Origin of the sequence: Streptomyces sp. NPDC001717, from assembly GCF_042892775.1 — a bacterium.
GTDB lineage: Bacteria > Actinomycetota > Actinomycetes > Streptomycetales > Streptomycetaceae > Streptomyces.
In genome coordinates, this window is sequence record NZ_JBIAUK010000003.1 from 481909 (window position 1) to 498754 (window position 16846).

Annotated in this window: 17 protein-coding genes and 3 pseudogenes; 9 read left to right on the plus strand and 11 right to left on the minus strand. The window is 70.0% G+C overall.

Features of this window, described 5'->3' with window-relative positions; translation table 11 throughout:
* Positions 1–4: 4 nt before the first annotated feature.
* On the minus strand, positions 5–883 hold the full coding sequence (locus ACFYZL_RS09500; RefSeq protein ID WP_384746489.1) for an ABC transporter substrate-binding protein: 879 nt from the start codon (positions 881–883) through the stop codon (positions 5–7).
* Between the two features lie 208 nt (positions 884–1091).
* A complete protein-coding gene (locus ACFYZL_RS09505; RefSeq protein ID WP_388677555.1) occupies positions 1092–1937 on the minus strand; it encodes an SAM hydroxide adenosyltransferase in 846 nt (281 codons plus the stop codon).
* A 1223-nt stretch (positions 1938–3160) separates the two neighbouring features.
* On the opposite strand from ACFYZL_RS09505, the gene ACFYZL_RS09510 reads away from it, so the two are divergent.
* On the plus strand, positions 3161–3442 hold the full coding sequence (locus tag ACFYZL_RS09510) for a hypothetical protein (RefSeq protein ID WP_384746491.1): 282 nt from the start codon (positions 3161–3163) through the stop codon (positions 3440–3442).
* Between the two features lie 35 nt (positions 3443–3477).
* Here ACFYZL_RS09510 and ACFYZL_RS09515 read toward each other — a convergent pair whose 3' ends face one another.
* Positions 3478–3966 (minus strand): ANTAR domain-containing protein, encoded by a 489-nt coding sequence (locus ACFYZL_RS09515; RefSeq protein ID WP_388677558.1) that lies wholly within the window; start codon positions 3964–3966, stop codon positions 3478–3480.
* On the opposite strand from ACFYZL_RS09515, the gene ACFYZL_RS09520 reads away from it, so the two are divergent.
* Positions 3938–4240, plus strand: coding sequence for a hypothetical protein (locus tag ACFYZL_RS09520; RefSeq protein ID WP_388677561.1), 303 nt, complete (start codon positions 3938–3940; stop codon positions 4238–4240). The two genes, ACFYZL_RS09515 and ACFYZL_RS09520, sit on opposite strands and share 29 nt — an antisense overlap.
* A gap of 2 nt (positions 4241–4242) precedes the next feature.
* Here ACFYZL_RS09520 and ACFYZL_RS09525 read toward each other — a convergent pair whose 3' ends face one another.
* Both ACFYZL_RS09525 and ACFYZL_RS09530 read right to left on the minus strand, forming a co-directional pair.
* Entirely contained in the window at positions 4243–4743 is a 501-nt protein-coding gene (locus ACFYZL_RS09525; protein ID WP_388677625.1) for an ANTAR domain-containing protein, read from the minus strand.
* Positions 4703–6274 (minus strand): FAD-dependent oxidoreductase, encoded by a 1572-nt coding sequence (locus tag ACFYZL_RS09530; RefSeq protein ID WP_388677564.1) that lies wholly within the window; start codon positions 6272–6274, stop codon positions 4703–4705. Before ACFYZL_RS09530 ends, ACFYZL_RS09525 begins: the two co-directional genes overlap by 41 nt.
* Positions 6275–7127: 853 nt before the next feature.
* Between ACFYZL_RS09530 and ACFYZL_RS09535 the strand changes: the two are divergent.
* Positions 7128–7331, plus strand: a pseudogene (locus ACFYZL_RS09535) (plasmid stabilization protein); the annotation flags it as partial.
* A gap of 180 nt (positions 7332–7511) precedes the next feature.
* Here the strand turns inward: ACFYZL_RS09535 and ACFYZL_RS09540 are convergent.
* Positions 7512–8801, minus strand: coding sequence for a serine/threonine-protein kinase (locus ACFYZL_RS09540; RefSeq protein ID WP_388677567.1), 1290 nt, complete (start codon positions 8799–8801; stop codon positions 7512–7514).
* Between the two features lie 698 nt (positions 8802–9499).
* Here ACFYZL_RS09540 and ACFYZL_RS09545 point away from each other — a divergent pair.
* Positions 9500–9855: pseudogene (locus ACFYZL_RS09545) on the plus strand (transposase); the annotation flags it as partial.
* A 48-nt stretch (positions 9856–9903) separates the two neighbouring features.
* On the opposite strand, the gene ACFYZL_RS09550 reads toward ACFYZL_RS09545, so the two are convergent.
* The 5 genes and pseudogenes from ACFYZL_RS09550 to ACFYZL_RS09570 all read right to left on the minus strand — a co-directional run bounded on the left by ACFYZL_RS09550 (position 9904) and on the right by ACFYZL_RS09570 (position 13116).
* On the minus strand, positions 9904–10341 hold the full coding sequence (locus ACFYZL_RS09550; protein WP_384746496.1) for a VOC family protein: 438 nt from the start codon (positions 10339–10341) through the stop codon (positions 9904–9906).
* Positions 10342–10782: 441 nt separating this feature from the next.
* Positions 10783–11282 (minus strand): annotated as a pseudogene (locus ACFYZL_RS09555) (translationally-controlled tumor protein).
* A 594-nt stretch (positions 11283–11876) separates the two neighbouring features.
* Positions 11877–12152: a hypothetical protein gene (locus ACFYZL_RS09560; protein ID WP_388677570.1), complete on the minus strand. Its 276-nt coding sequence runs from the start codon at positions 12150–12152 to the stop codon at positions 11877–11879.
* A gap of 334 nt (positions 12153–12486) precedes the next feature.
* Entirely contained in the window at positions 12487–12774 is a 288-nt protein-coding gene (locus ACFYZL_RS09565) for a hypothetical protein (protein WP_388677573.1), read from the minus strand.
* A gap of 30 nt (positions 12775–12804) precedes the next feature.
* The gene (locus ACFYZL_RS09570; protein ID WP_384746500.1) at positions 12805–13116 is read right to left on the minus strand and encodes a hypothetical protein; all 312 of its coding nucleotides are present in this window, start codon (positions 13114–13116) and stop codon (positions 12805–12807) included.
* A gap of 39 nt (positions 13117–13155) precedes the next feature.
* On the opposite strand from ACFYZL_RS09570, the gene ACFYZL_RS09575 reads away from it, so the two are divergent.
* The 5 genes from ACFYZL_RS09575 to ACFYZL_RS09595 all read left to right on the plus strand — a co-directional run bounded on the left by ACFYZL_RS09575 (position 13156) and on the right by ACFYZL_RS09595 (position 16179).
* Positions 13156–13374, plus strand: a complete 219-nt coding sequence (locus ACFYZL_RS09575; RefSeq protein ID WP_384746501.1) for a hypothetical protein — start codon at positions 13156–13158, stop codon at positions 13372–13374.
* Positions 13371–14066 (plus strand): DUF6875 domain-containing protein, encoded by a 696-nt coding sequence (locus tag ACFYZL_RS09580; RefSeq protein ID WP_388677577.1) that lies wholly within the window; start codon positions 13371–13373, stop codon positions 14064–14066. Before ACFYZL_RS09575 ends, ACFYZL_RS09580 begins: the two co-directional genes overlap by 4 nt.
* Complete coding sequence (locus tag ACFYZL_RS09585) at positions 13985–14866, plus strand: protein kinase (RefSeq protein ID WP_388677580.1); 882 nt, start codon at positions 13985–13987, stop codon at positions 14864–14866. The genes ACFYZL_RS09580 and ACFYZL_RS09585 overlap by 82 nt, the downstream gene beginning before the upstream one ends.
* The gene (locus ACFYZL_RS09590; protein ID WP_388677583.1) at positions 14860–15348 is read left to right on the plus strand and encodes a GNAT family N-acetyltransferase; all 489 of its coding nucleotides are present in this window, start codon (positions 14860–14862) and stop codon (positions 15346–15348) included. The genes ACFYZL_RS09585 and ACFYZL_RS09590 overlap by 7 nt, the downstream gene beginning before the upstream one ends.
* 306 nt (positions 15349–15654) lie before the next feature.
* The gene (locus tag ACFYZL_RS09595; RefSeq protein WP_388677586.1) at positions 15655–16179 is read left to right on the plus strand and encodes a hypothetical protein; all 525 of its coding nucleotides are present in this window, start codon (positions 15655–15657) and stop codon (positions 16177–16179) included.
* The last annotated feature ends 667 nt before the right edge of the window (positions 16180–16846 follow it).

Genomic DNA, 16846 nt, shown 5'->3' on the forward strand with positions numbered 1-16846 from the left:
CCCGCTACGGCTTCAGCGCGGGAACGTTCGCCGAGGCGGACAGCCACTGCGAGGTCAGCTTGGCGAGGGTGCCGTCGGACGTGAGGGCGTCCAGGGCCTTGTTCACGCACGGGGTGAGCTTGCTGCCCTTGGACAGGAGCAGCCCGAACTCCTCCGGGGTACCGCCCGCGTACCCGAACTGGCCCACGATCTTCGCGTTGTTCAATTCCGCGCCGGCCAGGTAGAACACGGTCGGCAGGTCGGTGACGATCGCGTCGATCTGGCCGTTCTTCAGTGCGTTGACCTCGTCGTTGGTGGTGTTGAAGACGCTCGGCTGCCGGGACGGCTTCAGCTGGTCGAGCACGGCCTGATAGCTGGTGGTGGCCACCTGTACGCCGATCCTGGCGTCCTTGAGCGCGGCCAGCGAGTCAGCGTTCGCGAATTTCGAATTGTCCAGGGTCAGGATGGCCTGGTCGGCCTTGTAGTAGCTGCTGGAGAAATCGACGGCCTGTGCCCGCTGAGGGGTGATGGAAATCTGGTTGATGTCGAAATCGAAGTTCTTCGCACCGGGTGCGTAGGAATGTGCAAAGGGTTCGACGACCCACTTCACCTGGTCCTTCTGGAAGCCGAGTTTCTCGGCCACCGCGTAGGCCACGGCACTCTCGAATCCCTTGCCGTTGGCGGGAGTGTTGTCCTCGAACCACGGAGCATAGGCGGGGGAGTCGGTCGCGACCGTCAGCTTGCCCTTCTCGTGGAGGGCGAGTCCGTCAACGGTGCAGTTGGGAGCGGCGGAGCCGGCGGAAGAAGGGCCTGCGGAGGAAGTGCTTCCGGGCTGTGGCGCGCAGGCGCCCGCCGTCAGCACGACGGCAGCGGAAAACACCAGGGCTATACGAGTGCGGGACATCGGAGGTCCTTCGGGAAAGGTTCGGCAAAGGGGTACGGGAAAGGGGCGGCGCTGTGTGGTCAACGACACAGGTCGGCGGCGCAGCGCACGTTGTCCACGTGGCGGCGGCGTACCAGGGGAATATTTCCGAACACGCGTTCAGTATTCCGGTTGGCGGGTATCGGTGTCAATGCGGACCGCGTCGTCGTTGCTGCGAATTGACGGCTTGTCAGCTGGTGAGGCGGAAAACCCGGTCCCCCTGGCTCAGGCCGAACAGCTCCGCCGCGGAGCCGCCGCGGACCACCAGTTCGGCGAATCCGACACCGGAGCTCCCGACGGTGATCCCGGGCTCGCCCAGCGGCACGTCCGGGAGCCTGTCGTAGCAGCGGACCGTGACGCTGCGGCGCTCGCGCCGGTTGTGGACGGTCAGGCCGGCCGCGGCGCCGGTCCGCTCGTAGCCCGGCAGGTCGGCAGCGGGGCGGTCCAACTTGCAGTTGCCGAAGTTGTCCACGACGGCGACCCGTACCTCCTGCGCGGCGAGGGACGGCACCGGTGCCGGCTCGGCGGGCACCGGGCGACCGTCCGCCAGCCAGCGGGCCAGCAGCGGCACGTACCAGAGGCTGCGGAACTGGGTCCGCACCATCTCCTCCACCTCGGCCGGAGCCAGATCGGCCCATCCGGCGGCGCCCGCCTCCAGCACCTCGCGCACATCGGTGACCTGGACCTCCGCCAGCCCCAGGTAGTTCGCCAGCGGGGCGAGGACCCGGTGGCTGAGGGTAGAGATGATCAGGTGCTGTCCATGGCGGAAGTAGCAGAACGGCACGCCGTTGGGCCAGTGGCCGTCACGCGGGGCGATGTTGACCAGCACCACCAGGGGCTGCGTCGGCCCGCCGGTCAGGTCCGTGGAGCGGAGCAGGTCCAGCAGGGTGAGGGCGGCCGCGCCCTCCGGGTCCGGCCCGTCCAGCGGGACGACGGTGGGAGTGGCCCCGAAGAGCGCGGCGATCCGTGCGGACTGCCGGGCCAGCGCGTTGGGGTCCGCGCAGTCGGTGAGGGAGACGACCGGTACACGGGTCATGGCGGTTCTTCGCCTTCTGTCGGGGTCTGATGGGGTGCCGGATGACGGATCCGGGCAACAAAAAAGGACCCTCCGTGTCCGGAGGGTCCGTCGCATCTCGTGCGCGCACACGGCTTCGCTAGCGAAGCGCCTCCGAAGGCGGGGGCATCATTCGCATCATGGCGAGGCGGAAGGTGTGCTGCATGGCCGGGACGGTAGCACCACTGGGCGGCGCCGTGGACAAGCCGTCCAGAATGTGAAACGGGGGTGCGGCCCCGGGCCGCGCAGAGATCGCCGAAGAGCAGGTTCCCCTGGGGCGTCCTCCTCGGTGCCGGTGTAGTACTCGCGCACGGCGCCGAGGAGCTCGTCCACGGGGGGGGGTCGGTCAGTGCCACCGGCAGGGGCTCGCCCGTGAGGCGGCCGGCCCCGGGGAACTCCTCGCGGTCACCCGGCGCATACCGGCTCCAGGTTCCGCCGGCTTCGCCCACGGCAAGCGCGGCACCATCCACCAGGCGTACCGCGACGGCATGGAGGACCTGTTGACCGAACTACCGAGGGGTGAGCTGGAGTCTCCCCGCAGTTCGACGCACGGTGACGAGATCGGCCTGTCGGCTGAGCGCACACCCCCTCGAAGCCGTCCCCTACAACCGTCCTGATGTGCTGTCATCACGAGTCGTTGGAGACCACAGCGGTTCGTGGAGGATCAGGTGCAGGAGCGTACGGAGTTACGGGATGTCACAGCACTCGCGGTGCCGAGGATCGGTCGGGTCGAGGAGACTGGCGACCCGGCCCTGCCGTTCCGGCTGCTCGATGGGGACGGTGTCGAGGTGGCGGCGGTCAGCGAGTTTCTGCTCGACATGCTCGCTAACGACGACAGCCCGGCTTCGCTCCGCTCGTACGCTTACGAGCTGCTGGCGTGGTTCCGGTTCTTGTGGGCCGTCGACGTGCCGTGGGATCGGGCAGGCCGGGGGGAGGCCCGGGACTTCGCGCTGTGGCTGAGGTTGGTCAAGAAGCCACCGCGGCCGCGACGGCCGGATGCTCCGGCCCCCGGGTCAGTCAACCCGGTGACCGGGAAGCGGTACGCGGGTGAGAACTACGCGCACCGCACCCGGGGCACGCGCGGGCGGTGGTCCGCAGCTTCTACGAGTACCACCGTGACATGCACGGACGGCCGCTGCTCAACCCGTTCCCAAAGGCCAAGCGGGCTGAGGACGAGCACCTCACCACCCACCACAACCAGATGCATGCGCGACCTGACCTTCCTCGATGGGGTGGGCCTGAACAGCCTGCTCGACTTCGCTGGCCGCCTGGACGCGCGGGGCATCGCGTTCTTCGCCTACAACTGGCAGCACCAGCCGCGCCGCCTCCTGGGCCTCCTCGACGAGCTGTACGCGCCCGACGACACGGGTGGCCGGCCCACCCGGTTGCTGCGCCGTCTGCAGGACTTTGCCGCTGCCGCCCGGACGGCCGGAGCAGCAAGGGCCCGACAGGACGACCCGCGCCGGGCCGGCGTCCCGCGACGATAGGCCCGAGCGCAGCGGGGCGCCGACTGGCCGGGAGCTCAGGGTGCCGCGGTGAGTACGGCGTGTGGGGTCAGGCGCCGTCGTACCAGGTCTTCGGCGACGTCGGCGGGGCGCTGGTGGTGGTCGGCCGCGTAGGTGTGCAACCGCTCTATGTCTTCGGTGGGGGTGATGTGGGCGGTGGCGGCGAGCATGCCGGCGGCGGTGTCCAGGACGGCTTTCGCGGAGAGGGCCGCCTGGGTGCGGGTGACGATGTCGTACGGGCGCAGGGGTTCACGGCTCCACGTCAGCACGGAGGTGGTGGCCGTGCCGGCCAGTGCCTGCAGGAGGCGGGCGTCTTCCGGCAGGACGGGGGTGGCAGTCCGGGCGAGGAGGTTGAGGGCGCCGATGGTCTGGCTGCGCAACTGCAGGGGGAAGCTGTGGACGGCCGCGAAGCCGGCGGCCTGGGCCAGGGGGGGTGAAGACGGGCCGGCGGTCCCCGTCCTCTGCCAGGTCGTCGGCGTGGACCGGACGGCCGGTGGTGTACGCATCGATGCACGATCCTTCGGACACCTGCGTCTGGAACATTTCGGTCAGCTCGACCCGGTCCTCGGTGACGACCACCGACTGCAGGCGGTCGCGGGCGTTGACGAGCATGACTCCGGCTGTGTCCATGCCGGCGAGGCGTACGCAGTGTTCGACCAGGCGGCGCAGGAGCGTGAGGGGGTCCACGTCGTCGGCGACGGTATCGGTGAGGCTGACGAATGCCTCGGTGATCGCCTGCTCGCGGTTCATGTCCGTCGTCACCCCAGCCGTGCGGGTTGAACCTAGTCATCGAACCTGACTCTTCCGGCGAGGACGTCACGCGCTGCTTCGGTGACGCTCTGTCCTTGGGCGAAGGCGTGGGCCCGCAGGCGGGCCAGGGCCTGGGGGCCGTCCAAGTCGAGGAACACCATGATCATGCCGGTGGCCTGGTGGACTTCCTCGTGGTCGCGTTCGGCCGCATCAAGCCAGGCCGCCTCGCCGGGGGATTGCTGGGCCTCGAGGGCGAGCAGGGCGGTGGTGATTGCGTCGGCCGCGGGGAAGGCGAAGGAGCGGTCTCGTTCGGACGGCAGGAGCTGGCCGCCGACCGACCCTTCGTCATCGATTTCCGCACCGACCCGGCCGTACCGCCCATTCCCCGCACGCCACCCTCGACAGATCGACCGGCTGGGGGCCCCGGTGCTGACGTGCCGCTGCGGACTGGCTGGAGCGTCACCTCGTCGCGGGCCGGTCCTCTGAGGCCGTTCACGCGTCGGGGCGCCCGTCCAGGTCCAGGTCTGCCGGATTCCGCCGTTCCAGCGGTCGCATCGCCGGGCCCTGCAGGACCTCGCCGTCGACGTCGAAGCGGGAGCCGTGGCAGGGGCACTCCCAGCTGCGCTCGCCGTTGTTGAATGCGACCAGGCAGCCCATGTGCGTACAGACGGCCGACACCGCGTGCAGCCCTCCTTGATCGTCGCGGTGGACGGCGCAGGGCCCGCCTCCCGCCCGGACCACGGTGCTTTCGCCCGCCCCCAGCGCGCCGACGGGACCGTTCGTACCCTCCCCGACTGTCTCCAGGCGGTCCTTGACGAAGTGCTTGGCCGTGTCCCACTGCGTTTTGAGGAAAGCGGGGGCCGACCCGAGGGCGGCACCCGAGCGGCCGGGGTCGTACAGGGCCGCCCATGGTTCCTCGGTTTCCGTGACGAGCGAGGCGATCAGCCGTCCGGCCAGGACCCCGCCGGTCATACCCCACCCGGCGAAACCGGTGGCCACGTAGACGTTCTCGCCGCCGGCTCGCATCCGACCGATGAGCGGGAGGCCGTCGGTGGCGCTGTTGTCCTGTGCCGCCCATCGGTGGCTTTCCTCGAACCCGGGGAAACGCTCCTGCGTCCAGGACCGCAGACGGGCATACCCGGCTTCCGTGTCCTCACCTGTGCCGGGCGTGAAGGCCTCTCCCGTGACGATCAGGAGCCGCCGTCCGTCGCCGAGGGGCGTGGTGCGGACGGACCGCTTACCGCCCTCCCGGGTGATGTACATGCCCTCCGGATCCCGGCGGGAGGGTAGCGGTCCTGCGATCACCAGGTCGCGGTGCTGCGTGAGCCGGGTGGTCAAGGCAGCGTGGTCGAAGACCGGGTGGTGGGTGGCCACGACCACGTGGCGGGCGGAGACGGTGTGGCCGGCGGAGGTGGTGAGACGGCAGGGGTCGCCGCTGTCCACCTCGGTGACCCGCGTGTTCTCGTGGATGCGGCCGTCACGTGCGATGAGGTCCTCCACAATGCCGCGTAGGTATGCGAGGGGGTGGAACTGGGCCTGGTCCTCAACCCGGACGGCGCCCGCGACCGGGTACGGCAGGCCGGTCTCGGTGACGAAGGAGGCGTCGAGACCCGCCGCCCGCGCGGCTTCGGCCTCGGCGCGCAGTGCCTCGACCCCGTCGGGCTCTTCGCAATAGGTGAGGGCCGGCCGGCGTTCCAGGTCGCAGTCCGTACCGAGATCCCGGGCCACCTCGAGGATGCGGTGCAGGGCGACGCTCTGGGACGCCGCGTAGAGGCGGGCGGCATCCTCCCCGTGCTCGGTGCGCAGCCTGTCGTAGACGGTGGTGTGCAGGGCGGTGATCTTGCCGGTGGTGTGCCCCGTCACGCCGCCCGCGAGTCGGCGCGCCTCCAGGACAACGACGCTCAGCCCGGCGCGGCAGAGTTCCCAGGCCGCACTGAGCCCGGCGATACCGCCGCCGATGACGGCCGCGTCCGCCTCGGCGTCGCTGGTCAGGGACGCGGACGAGGGCATGTCGGCTGTCTGCATCCAGTAGGACCGGTGGACGTCGGGAGGAATCGGAGTCATGCCCCGCCACTGCCCGGGAAGCGGGCCGCGATGCATGGACCCGACCTGAAGCTGCCCGGAGCGCAGCTCCCCGAAGCCCTGCCCGAGAAGCGCCTCCAGCCCGTCTTCGTCCGCGACACCACCCCGGCCGAGCCCGCACGCTGACACGAGGTCGGCTCATCGGTCCGGCGGGTCACGTGCAGGGTCGGGCTGTACCGCCTGACGGTGATGCTGAAGGCGCAGGCTCGGGTCAGGCTCGATGCGTGCTCGCCCGGCTCCCCCGGCGCCTCCGCGGCCTCGCGCAGCGCGGGTTCGAGGCTCGACCGACGGCCCTTCGGACCACAGGTCCAGGACTCGCTCGCCTGCATGGCCGGGGAGGCCAAGTGCATGACAGGACCCCGCCGGGTGACTACCGGCCCGGCGGGTTCCTGGGTGCGTGGGGTGTGGCGGTGGCTGCTCTCAGCGGTCTTTGCCGCGCGTTTCGTCCTCGCCGCGGTCGCGCTTGCCCTGGTCCTGACTGCTTCGCTTGAGTTCCTCGGGGCTCTTGCCCCGGGCGCCTTCCTGCTCGGTCCCGGGGTGTGCGGGGTCCTGGCCGGAGCGCAGGCGCTCCTGCTCTTCGCGGCCCTTGCCCGGCCCCTGGCGCTTGTTCTGCTTGCCGGCCGTGACGGCGACCCCTCAGTGACGCGGGGGACGGAAGACTCCTCCACGCCAACCTGACACGGAAAGTAGCACCCCGCTTTATTTGAGTAACCAAGTGGGGCGGTTGGGTGACCCCGTGCTCGACGACTCCTCGCCCGGCCCCGGACGAGGGGCGGGATGCTCTGGCTGCATTCAGCATGACCGTGACCCGACACCGTCGAGACAGGGATGTGTCATGCCCAGAGGTTCCAGTTCCAAGCGTGAGCGGCAGTACGAGCACATCAAGGAGTCCGGTGAGAAGCGCGGCATGTCCGAGGGCCGTGCGAAGGAGATGGCCTCTCGCACGGTGAACAAGGAGCGCGCGCGGTCGGGGGAGAGCAAGACGTCCAGCCGCAGCTCCACGCAGGGCAAGTCCGCCTCGCAGCGGGGCGGCGGGCGAGTACTGGCAACGGTTCTGGCCCCCGAGAGCCCTGGGTTTGTCGGTCAGAAGTAGGAACGGTCAGCCGCTCAGAGGGGCAGTTCGACGGCCGCCAGGGGATGCCTTGGGCTGCACGGAGGTTGTTGAGTGCGTCGGAGAATGCGGTCGGCTGCGGGTGCGATGACTGCGCTCTCCGATCCACTATGGCGTGGGCGTGACACGTCGGCGGGTGGTGATGTCGCGGTGGACGTACGTGGCGATGGCGAAGGCGGCCACCGTGCCGTACCCCCATACCTGGTTGTAGGTCAGGGCGCCGGCGGCGATTCCCTGGGCGACCCCCACGACGTGGCCGATCTCCAGCACGGCCGCCGCGTAGCCCACGGTGCGGAGCAGGCGCCCGGAGCGTGGTGTGAGTGCCGCGGCGCATCCCAGAAGGGCCACCGGAAGGGGGAGGGCGGGGTAGCCGGGGCCCCAGTCGGGGAAGGCGATGAGCGTGAGTGCGAGCAGGAGTACGGAGGGTCCGAACCGCTTCACCGCCTCGTAGCGGTCCGCCTCCGTGTGGGCGGGCGGGGCCGGGGCGACGGCCGCGACCGTGGCCGGGATGGTGGCCGGGATCGTGGGGGCGGGCACCGGGAGCTCGGGCTCGGGCGGTACGTCGAGCCGGCGCAGGGCCTGGGCGAGAGCAGCGGCGTCCCGGTAGCGCCGGGCCGGCTCCTTATGCAGCAGGGTCAGCACGAGGTCGTCCCAGGCCGCGGGGATGCCCGATGACACCGAACCAGGCGCCGGGGGTTCCTCGGTGAGGTGCGCCGAGAGGTAGCCGACCGTGTCCGGGGCCTGGAACGGCAGGCGTCCGGTGAGCAGTTCGAAGATCAGGCATCCGACCGCGTACAGGTCGCTGCTCAGCTCCGGGACGCCGCGCGCTTGTTCGGGGGCCATGTAGGGAGGCGTGCCGACGATGAAGCCGGTCCGCGTCAGGCGGTCGCCGGTCACGGCAGGGTCGGCGGCCCGCGCGACGCCGAAGTCGAGGACCTTGACGATGCCGGACGGCGTGACGAGCACGTTCGACGGCTTGATGTCCCGGTGCATGATCCCGGCGTCGTGCGCTGCGGCCAGCGCGTCGCATATCTGGGCGCTCCACCGCGCCACAAGCGGCGGCGCGACGGCGCCCCGGCGCAGCGACGCGTCCAGACCCTCGCCCTGGACCAGTTCCATGACCAGGAACGGAACCTTGTCCTCTCCCTCGCCGGACTCGCCGAGGTCGTGGATCGTCACGATGTTGGGGTGCTGGAGGCGGGCCGTGATGCGTGCCTCGCGCAGGAACCTGGCGCGCGCTTCGTCTCCGCGGGTGCCACCACCGGCGAGCAGGGAGATCACCTTGACGGCGACAGGCCGGTCCAAGGTCTCATCGCGCGCCTCCCATACCTGCCCCATTCCGCCCTCACCGAGCCGGCGCCCCAGCCGGTATCGGCCGCCCAGAAGATGACCCTCCATGGCCGCGTTTCCCCCGTCCCCACAGACCTCGCCCCGCCTCGCGCCGCGAACCGGCGCAAGGAGATCATGACCCGGACGGCACAACCGGCGCATCCCCTCACCGGATGTCCGGCCTGGCTGGGCTACGGCCGGGGAGCTCCCTCCAGGGCCACCCTGAGCAGAGTCACCATCGGTCAGCATGGCCCTTCCGGCACAAGCCGCGTGGAGCACAACCAAGGCCCCGAAGCAAGCACCGGGGCGTTCTCGAAACTCGGCTCTGCGTGCGGAACACCCGTCTCGGTGACGTGCCGGGTGCTCAAGCTCGCCAGACAGCCGTACTACCGTTGGCTCGACAAGCCGGTGGCCGACGCCGTCCTCGCTGGCCGCGGCGGACGGGAAGTCGGTGTGGCGCTGGTCGCCTGCTGGTGACTGGTCCAGGATCGGCGGGCCGGCGTTTCGCCACTACCGCTCCCTCGCATCCGGGAGTGAGAACGCTGGTCCCGGACGCGGGCGCGTCGGCGCGAATACGTGTGGCGAACGCGCGGGTCGGTCGTTCCGCTGACGGCGGCCTTGGCACCGGACTCCTCCCAGGCCCGGTACAGCGCTCGGTCGTCCATCGCCGTGACGGCCCTGGACAACGCCGTGGCCCGGCGTGGCCGCACCTCGTCCAGGCTTCAGCGCTGAGGTGACAGGACGGCCTGGATCAGCTACGAGTACCGGGCGCCGAGTTCCTGGCCGCCACCGGCGGCGACATGGCCGTCTTCGGCACCCCCGACCGTCTCGCTGGCTTCGGCGGCGTCGCCCCGGTCCCGCGTGACTCCGGCAAGATCAGCGGCAACCTGCGGCGTCCGCAACGCTACAACCGCTGGCTCCAGCGCGTCCTCTACACCTCCGCGCTCTTCAGCATCCGACGGTCCGAGGAATCCCGCCGGTTCTACGACCGCAACGCGCCGAGGGCAAGCGGCACACGCAAGCCGTCCTTGCCCTCGCACGCCGCCGCGTCAACGTCCTCTGGGCCCTCCTCCGCGACGGACGGCGCTACGAGCCAGCTCCGCCGACAAGGGCTGCCGCATAGGAAGGGAGGCGACACGCTGCGCGCGGCCAATTGGCCTGACCGACCTCGTCAGACCAGGCAAAACTCGTTACCTTCCGGGTCTGCCATCACCACGTGATCCGGCCTGCCCTGCAACTCGTCCTCGCGGAGCACGGTCGCGCCCGCAGTGGTCAACCGCTGGACCGCCTCGACCACGCGCGGCCAGCGCACCTCCCACGGGGTTTCACGGCCGCCACCAACTTGGACGTCGATATGCAGCCGGTTCTTCGCCGCCTTCGGCTCCGGCACCTTCAGGAAGGACAAGGTGGGGCCCACGCCGTCCGGATCTGAGAGGTACGCCCCGTCATCCCACTCGTCCTCCGGAACCTCATGATGCGAGAACCACTCCTCCCAGCTCCCGAACCCTGCGGGCGCGGGCTTCTCCGCGTAGCCCAACGCCAGCGCCCAGAACGCGGCCAGTTTCCCCGGGTACGCACAGTCGATCGTCAAGCTCCACTTTGTCGCCATGAGCCCTCCCCAGTCGGATGAACGGACTGTACCGCGCACCTCCGACACCTCCTGCCCGCTATCTCAAGCGTGCGCCACGGCTTGACGAACGGCATTAGGAATCGGTGGTGCACGGTCGAGCTTCACTGGCACAGGACAGGCGATGCCGTGGTGAGGCCCGCCAGTTACGCGATCTGGAGCCCTCGATGAGCGAACAGCCGGCCCCCGCCGACACCGTCCGGCAGCGGTGACCTCGGCCGACATGGCCTCGCCTGACCTGTGACAGCGAATCTGCGCCGATTGCCATCCAAGTTGGACCGCGCACTTCGTGTCGGCGAACCTGGACCGCCGCTGTGCGGCGCACTTGCTGGGTCTCTCTGTCGTTGGTCCCTGCCCGAGCAGGCCAGATCGCTGCGCGCCCTGCCCGAGCGGTGTGAAGCATGACTGGCGTCGTGCTGCGGACTACACGTCTTCGACCCGGAGGCCGTGCTCGAAGAATGTGAGGTACGGCGTGGTGCCGCCGTCGCGGTGGTTCAGCAGGGCGACCATGCCATCGACGTTCATGCCCGCGCCCGTATAGAAGCGGTAGTCGTCGAAGTTCGCCAGGACTTCCTTGGCCAGGGCGGCCGACTCCCTCTCGAAGCCTCGGCGGCCTCCGGCTTCGTCTCGCTCAGCGTGGCCGTCAGGTGCTTCAGGTAGCCCTTGATGTAGATGGTGTACGACTTCTTGTCGAACGAGGTCTCCACCAGGCGGTGGGCGTGCGCCACGTTCAGCACCTGCTCGGAATCGGCGGAATCCTCCGCCGCGGCGGCCGTGTCCGACTCCTCGCCGAGGTCGACCTCCACGCCTCTGTTCACTGAGATCATCTGGGATTCAACCTCGTAGCGTCCCTCCATCTCTTTGACCGGGAAGGCGTCGCTGAAGAGCTCGTCGCCGCTGATGGTGTCGATGAAGAGGCGCATGGTTTGCACCGGTCCTTTCTCGGGCGGTCGGGCACGAGCCCGGATTCGCCGGACCGGCACCGGTCGGCGGTCGTCCTTCGACCGTGTCGTCAAGCACACAGGGTGATGGACCTATTGCGCAACGTGCCGCGTGGAAGGTCATTCGATCCGGTGGACCCAGAGCGGCAAGTGTTGCGGTCACGGTGGCTGACCTGCGGCGGCCCAGGTTCGCCGACACGAAATATGGTTGGTCCAACTTCGATGGCAACCGGTCCAGGTTCTCGCTGGCACGGGTCAAACGCACTCACCCGGGCCGTGCAACACCGACGCTGCAACACGACTGCGCGTTGCACCCCTGACCTGTACAAACGTGGCCCAACAGTGGGCGAACGCGGCCGCCTCCTCCACCTTCTGGTGGAACGTCATGACCGTGCGCAGGTTGTACGCCGCGGCGTGCTCCAGGAGCGCGGCCTGGAGCGGCGCCAGGCGCTGGCCCGCTTCTCTGTCTCGCCCAGGACGGGGGAGGGGGCGCGGATCTCCGGCGGTGCTCCGAGTGCGGTGAACCGCTGCCGCCGGAGTTGAGCCGCTCACGCCTGGGTCGCTTGGGGCGGCTGGTTACATGCCAGGCATGCCTGGCATGCCGCCGCCCCCGCCCTTCTTCGGGCCCATCTGCTTCTGGAACCCGTTCTGTCCCTTGTTGAGGCCCTGCTGGAAACCGTTGACTCCCGCCTGGTTGCCGTCCATGAAGGCCATGCCGCCCTTGTAGAAGGACGCCTTGCCGTTGGCCATGCTCTTGTTCATGCACCCCTTCACGCCCCGGCAGTCGGTGGCGGCAGCGGTGGTGGCGGGGGCGGCGACAGCCAGAACAGTTGTCAGCAGGGTGACCGTCATAGCGGCGCGTTGTATAAGAGAAGTCATAGTCGGTGCAACGATCACCGGTTGACTCGGTCACCCATAGCCGCAGGTGGGTATGGGCGGGGCCCGGGACCGTGATCCCGGGGCCCCGCCCGTTTGTTTTCATAGAGATTCACGGCCCGCTCGGTCACCTGGGCAGTGAGGGTGGTGTGGGGCACGGTGGTGCCGGCGGCGGCGGCGGTGCGGGCGGCGCGGAAGCGGGCCGCGTCGAACCCGTAGGGGTGTGGCTCACACTCTTGACCTACCCGCCCCAGGCCAGGTGCGTTCACCCTGAACAGACCATGGGTGACGGGGTTCTTGCACGGTCCGTTCAGGGGCGGGGCGCACGACGGGCGCGGGCGGCGAGTTCGGCGAGGGTGGGCGCCGGCTGGCGCCAACGGCGTCCCACGACGGTCTGGCGGCCGGTGAGGGTGCGGGTGGTGAACCCGGGCGTGAAGTGCTCGTCGCCGTCCTCGAAGGTGATGAGGGTGGCGGCGCTGTGTTCGGCGGCGTGCGCGATGGCGGCGGCACCAGAGCTCTCCGTGGCGGTTCGGGTGCTGGCGGAGCTGATTCCGCCGGTGGCGCCTGTCTGACGGATTCCTCGATCTGGGGTAGGCATGGCTGCTCTGCGCCGTGGGGCGGATGTTTGCTACCTGGTGGTGCGGGTGATGGTGACGGATGCCTGGCCGTCGCCGGGGAAGGTGTAGGTGTTGTGCCCCGGGGTGACGTTGAGGGTTCCGGTGCCGAGGGTGTTGCCGGTGCCTTGTTCGTTGGTCTTGGCGAGGTTGACGACGATCTGCTTGAGTACGGCGTCGCCGTCGTCGAGGCTGGGCACGGGGATGGTGATGGTCTTCATGGACTGGAGCTTGTTTTCGTATTCGGCGGGGTAGCAGGTGCCGCTGGGGGTGCGGCAGTTGAAGCCATTCCTGAAGCGTTCGACGCGGAAGATCCGCTCGTCCATGGTCGACCGAACCGTTTGGCAGGCGTACTCCGGCGGGGCGTGCTTGTCGCACTCCTTGCGGGTGCGTTCGACGGCGAGGTAGATGCTGCCGTAGACGGGGGCGCCGGCTGTCCCGTCGGTACCCACGGCACCCTCGACGAGACGGCCATCGCCCGCTACCGCGAGACCGGCACCGTGGTCGCCGAGTGGGACTGCGGCCCCGCCGGCGGCGACGGCGACGACCTCACCCCCGAGCAGCCCCCGACCCACCGCCCGTGAACCGCACCCGTCCCAGCGCGGCGCCCCGGCCCACCGCCGGGGCGCTGCGCCTCGTCGAAGCCAGCACCACCGCTCCGGCCACGATCCACATCAGCGCGTACGTGCGGCAGATGACCGCCCACTGCCCCTACTTGGCTCCCTCCCTCCAGCAGAGCCTGACGAGCTGGACCGTGTATCGGGCCGACGGCGAGCCCGCGGCGGTGGAGGCGGAGCTGTTCCACGCTGGTGTCCAGGCCGCGGAGTGGCTGCGCCCGCTGCTGAAACGGCCGCACGGCGGGCTGCGGTGCGAGAACATCGTCCTCCTCGGCGATGTCCCCGGGGCACGGCATCGTGACCTGTTGGCCTGGCCGCACTGGGTCCTGAAGAACCTCTACGGCCCCGTCGGGATCATGTTCGGCAAGTTCCACGCGGGCGAGGAGGAAACCACCCGGGCCGGCGCCCGGATCCCGGCCGCCCCTGTCTCGTTCCTCCCTGTGAGGGCCGCCGTACGCCGCCGCGACCCCCGCTTCCTCACCGAGACCCCGGACCTGGCGGCCGCGCTCGCCGTCGCCGAGGACGACGGCCGCGACCTCCTCGAGCACGTCCCCGACCAGTGGAAGGAGATCAAGACATGGGCCAAGCGCTTCCTCCCCCCGGTGAAGCCCTCACCCGCCTCACCGAACAGCTCGATCCCCTCACCGCAAGGCTCCTGAGCGACCGGCGCGGCTCCCGGGCCTGGAAGATCCAAGGGCCCCGGGGAGCCGTGGCCGTGAAGGCGAACAGCCCCGACGAGGCCGCCGCCCGGGACAAGACAGCCGAGATGGCCCAGGAGGACGAGCACCTCCTCCGCCTCACCGCGGCCGGGGTGATCCGGCCCGGCTACCGCGTCGACGCCGGCCCTTGGGACGGTGGCCGGTGGCTCGCGGTCCGCTGGGTCGACGGCGTCCCGCTGTGGCGGGCGCTCGCCCTGGCCCGTGGCCCCGAAGGCGACCGGCCCTCGGTGAGGCCCTGGCTCCAGCAGATCGCCCGCACCTGGTCCGAGCACCTGGCCGGCCTGCACGCCGCCGGATGGGCCCACGCCGACGTCCAGCCCACCAACACCCTCATCACCGAAAGCGGCCGCGCCGAGGTCATCGACTACGCCCTCGCCTGCGGCCCCGACCCCGATGGGCGCCTGCCGTACCGCGGTGCCCTGACCCACACCACCGCCCCCGAGATCGCCGCCGCCGTCCTCGCGACCCCGGCGGACACACACGTTCAGGCGGAACCGGCCGCTGACGTGTGGAGCCTGGGCGCCTCCTTGTTCTGGTGCTGGACCGGTCACCGCCCCGTCCCTTACGACGACAGCACCGATCGCCCGGACAAGCTGGCCGTCATCGCCCAAGGCCGCACCACCCCGCTGGCCGACGTACGGCCCTGGCCGTTTCCCACCTTCGCGGCCACCATCACCGCCTGCCTGGCACCCGACCCCGCCGACCGCCCCACCGCCAAGGAACTGATCGCAGCATGGTGACCCTGCGCGCCCTGACCCTCGACGACGCCCCCGCCCTCACCCGCATCTACAGCGGAGCCTCGGTCCGCTACACCACCGGCCGCGCGCTCCCCCTCGACCAGGCCCAGGAGAAGATCCGCAGCGCCCTTACCCGGGCGGCCGAGACGCCGAGGGCGCAGTGGAGCTGGGGCATCCTCGCCGCCGACGAGATGATCGGCCTCATCGCCCTGCGCCGCCGCTCGCCCGTCATGGGGACCATCAGCTACATCCTGCGCGAGGACACCTGGGGCAACGGCTACGCCACCGACGCCGCACAGCAGGTCGTCGCCTTCGCCTTCACCACCGCCGGCCTGGACCGGGTCGAAGCCATGCACCACCCCGACAACCCGGCCTCCGGCCGCGTCCTGGCCAAGGCCGGCTTCAACCGCACCGGCACCACCGACCAGCCCGCCGGCGACGGGTCCGCCGTGCCGTACGAGGCGTACGCGATCCAGTGCGACTGAGCACGCTGGTTGTCACCAGCACCCAGGCGCGACCTGGTGTCCCTCGTCGGCGTGAGCACGGTTGTTTTCACCAGGTGCGCACGCTACTTGTCACCAACTCGCCGTTCGCAGGCTTGTTGTCACCTGGGCCGATCTCGTGAGGCGGCCCTGACCGGCGCCGGTCGGCGTGGCCGATCTTGCAGCAGCTTGGGCCGAGGGCTGTCCGGTCTCAGGAATCTCCGAGTATGCCGACTCGCCGGTCCGCGGACAGGCCGATCCAGGCCAGGCCCCCTGGCGCAGGAGACGCTCCTTCCCTTACAACGGACCATGGCCAATCGCCGCCTTGCTCCTGACGACCTGCCGGCACCGGAAGAGTGGAGCGATCCGGAGCGCCGTCTGTGGTCGGCGTTCCGTGACGGCGGCGTGCTGGACCTGTGTACGGGAGTGGCGTCCGAGGATGACCCCGCCGGCGGGGCGGCGTGGGGCCCGGAGCGGCAGATCAGGGCCCTGGTCATCGCACAGCTCCTGCTGGAGGGGCCGCCCGCCCGTCCCGGGAAGGTGCGCGCGCTTCGTGTCACGGGCGCGCGAGTGACCGGTGCGCTCGACCTCACGTCGGCGACTGTCGACTGCGAGATCGACTTCGACGCGTGTTCGTTCGCCGAGGTCCTGAGCCTCCGTCATGCTTCGGCGCTCGCCGTCTACCTCCAGAAGTCGCACCTGCCCGAGCTCAGTGCGGAAGCCCTGCGCTGTCCGAGCCTCGACCTGCGCGACGCGGTCGTGGAGGGCAACGTATGGATCCAGGGCAGCCAGTTCAGCATCGGGCGGTGGCGCTCGCGGTGTGCGCGGTCCTGACCACGCTGGAGAACCCCGCCGCGACCCTCGACGACGTTACCCGGTCCTGCTTCGAGTCCCCGGCCCCGGAGATGGCGGCCCGCTTCGGATGGCGGGTGCGGCCTGCGGCGCCGGAGCACACGTGCCCGGTGTGCGGGGGCGGGGTGATCCTCGCGAGTCGGGGTTGGGCGTCGTGCGCGAGCGCGGATTGCAGGTGGGGTGACATGGCCTGCGAACTGTCGGGCGCGCTCCCGGGGTGGGAGCGGTGAGAGGCGGGCCGATAGGCCGGATAGGTGAAAGGGGCGGCGGATTCGCCGCCCCTTTTGTATGCCTAATGGGGGTTGATGGACAGCCCTGCGGGCTGGCCCGCCCCCTATGTGCCCTTCGGGCACGGGCGGGCAAAAGAGCTGCCCTTCGGGCAGGTCGCTTCGCTCCCGGGCCCCTTTGAAGGCGCTTCGCCGGGGCCCGCCCCTGCGGGGCGAAGGAAGAAACCCGCCTTGGGCCGGGCTGGGTGGGCCCGCCGCGGCCCCATGCCATACACGCCGGGGTGCTCGGCGCGGCTTCTGGCGTAGTCGCTCACTCGAATGGCTTGTTGTGCTGGAGAGGGTAGAAAGCGCGTGGCAAGGTGAATCGATGGGTTTAATCGGCTTCGAGTGAAACGAGTCTTCCCGATGTCTCATGGATTTCC

Bases quoted from the DNA above. Each gene is read 5' to 3' on its own strand.
- ACFYZL_RS09500 (WP_384746489.1), bottom strand. From the start codon at position 883: ATGTCCCGCACTCGTATAGCCCTGGTGTTTTCCGCTGCCGTCGTGCTG.
- ACFYZL_RS09505 (WP_388677555.1), bottom strand. From the start codon at position 1,937: ATGACCCGTGTACCGGTCGTCTCCCTCACCGACTGCGCGGACCCCAAC.
- ACFYZL_RS09510 (WP_384746491.1), top strand. From the start codon at position 3,161: ATGCGCGACCTGACCTTCCTCGATGGGGTGGGCCTGAACAGCCTGCTC.
- ACFYZL_RS09515 (WP_388677558.1), bottom strand. From the start codon at position 3,966: ATGCGTACACCACCGGCCGTCCGGTCCACGCCGACGACCTGGCAGAGG.
- ACFYZL_RS09530 (WP_388677564.1), bottom strand. From the start codon at position 6,274: ATGACTCCGATTCCTCCCGACGTCCACCGGTCCTACTGGATGCAGACA.
- ACFYZL_RS09540 (WP_388677567.1), bottom strand. From the start codon at position 8,801: ATGGAGGGTCATCTTCTGGGCGGCCGATACCGGCTGGGGCGCCGGCTC.
- ACFYZL_RS09550 (WP_384746496.1), bottom strand. From the start codon at position 10,341: ATGGCGACAAAGTGGAGCTTGACGATCGACTGTGCGTACCCGGGGAAA.
- ACFYZL_RS09560 (WP_388677570.1), bottom strand. From the start codon at position 12,152: ATGACGGTCACCCTGCTGACAACTGTTCTGGCTGTCGCCGCCCCCGCC.
- ACFYZL_RS09565 (WP_388677573.1), bottom strand. From the start codon at position 12,774: ATGCCTACCCCAGATCGAGGAATCCGTCAGACAGGCGCCACCGGCGGA.
- ACFYZL_RS09570 (WP_384746500.1), bottom strand. From the start codon at position 13,116: ATGGACGAGCGGATCTTCCGCGTCGAACGCTTCAGGAATGGCTTCAAC.
- ACFYZL_RS09585 (WP_388677580.1), top strand. From the start codon at position 13,985: ATGGGCCAAGCGCTTCCTCCCCCCGGTGAAGCCCTCACCCGCCTCACC.
- ACFYZL_RS09590 (WP_388677583.1), top strand. From the start codon at position 14,860: ATGGTGACCCTGCGCGCCCTGACCCTCGACGACGCCCCCGCCCTCACC.
- ACFYZL_RS09595 (WP_388677586.1), top strand. From the start codon at position 15,655: ATGGCCAATCGCCGCCTTGCTCCTGACGACCTGCCGGCACCGGAAGAG.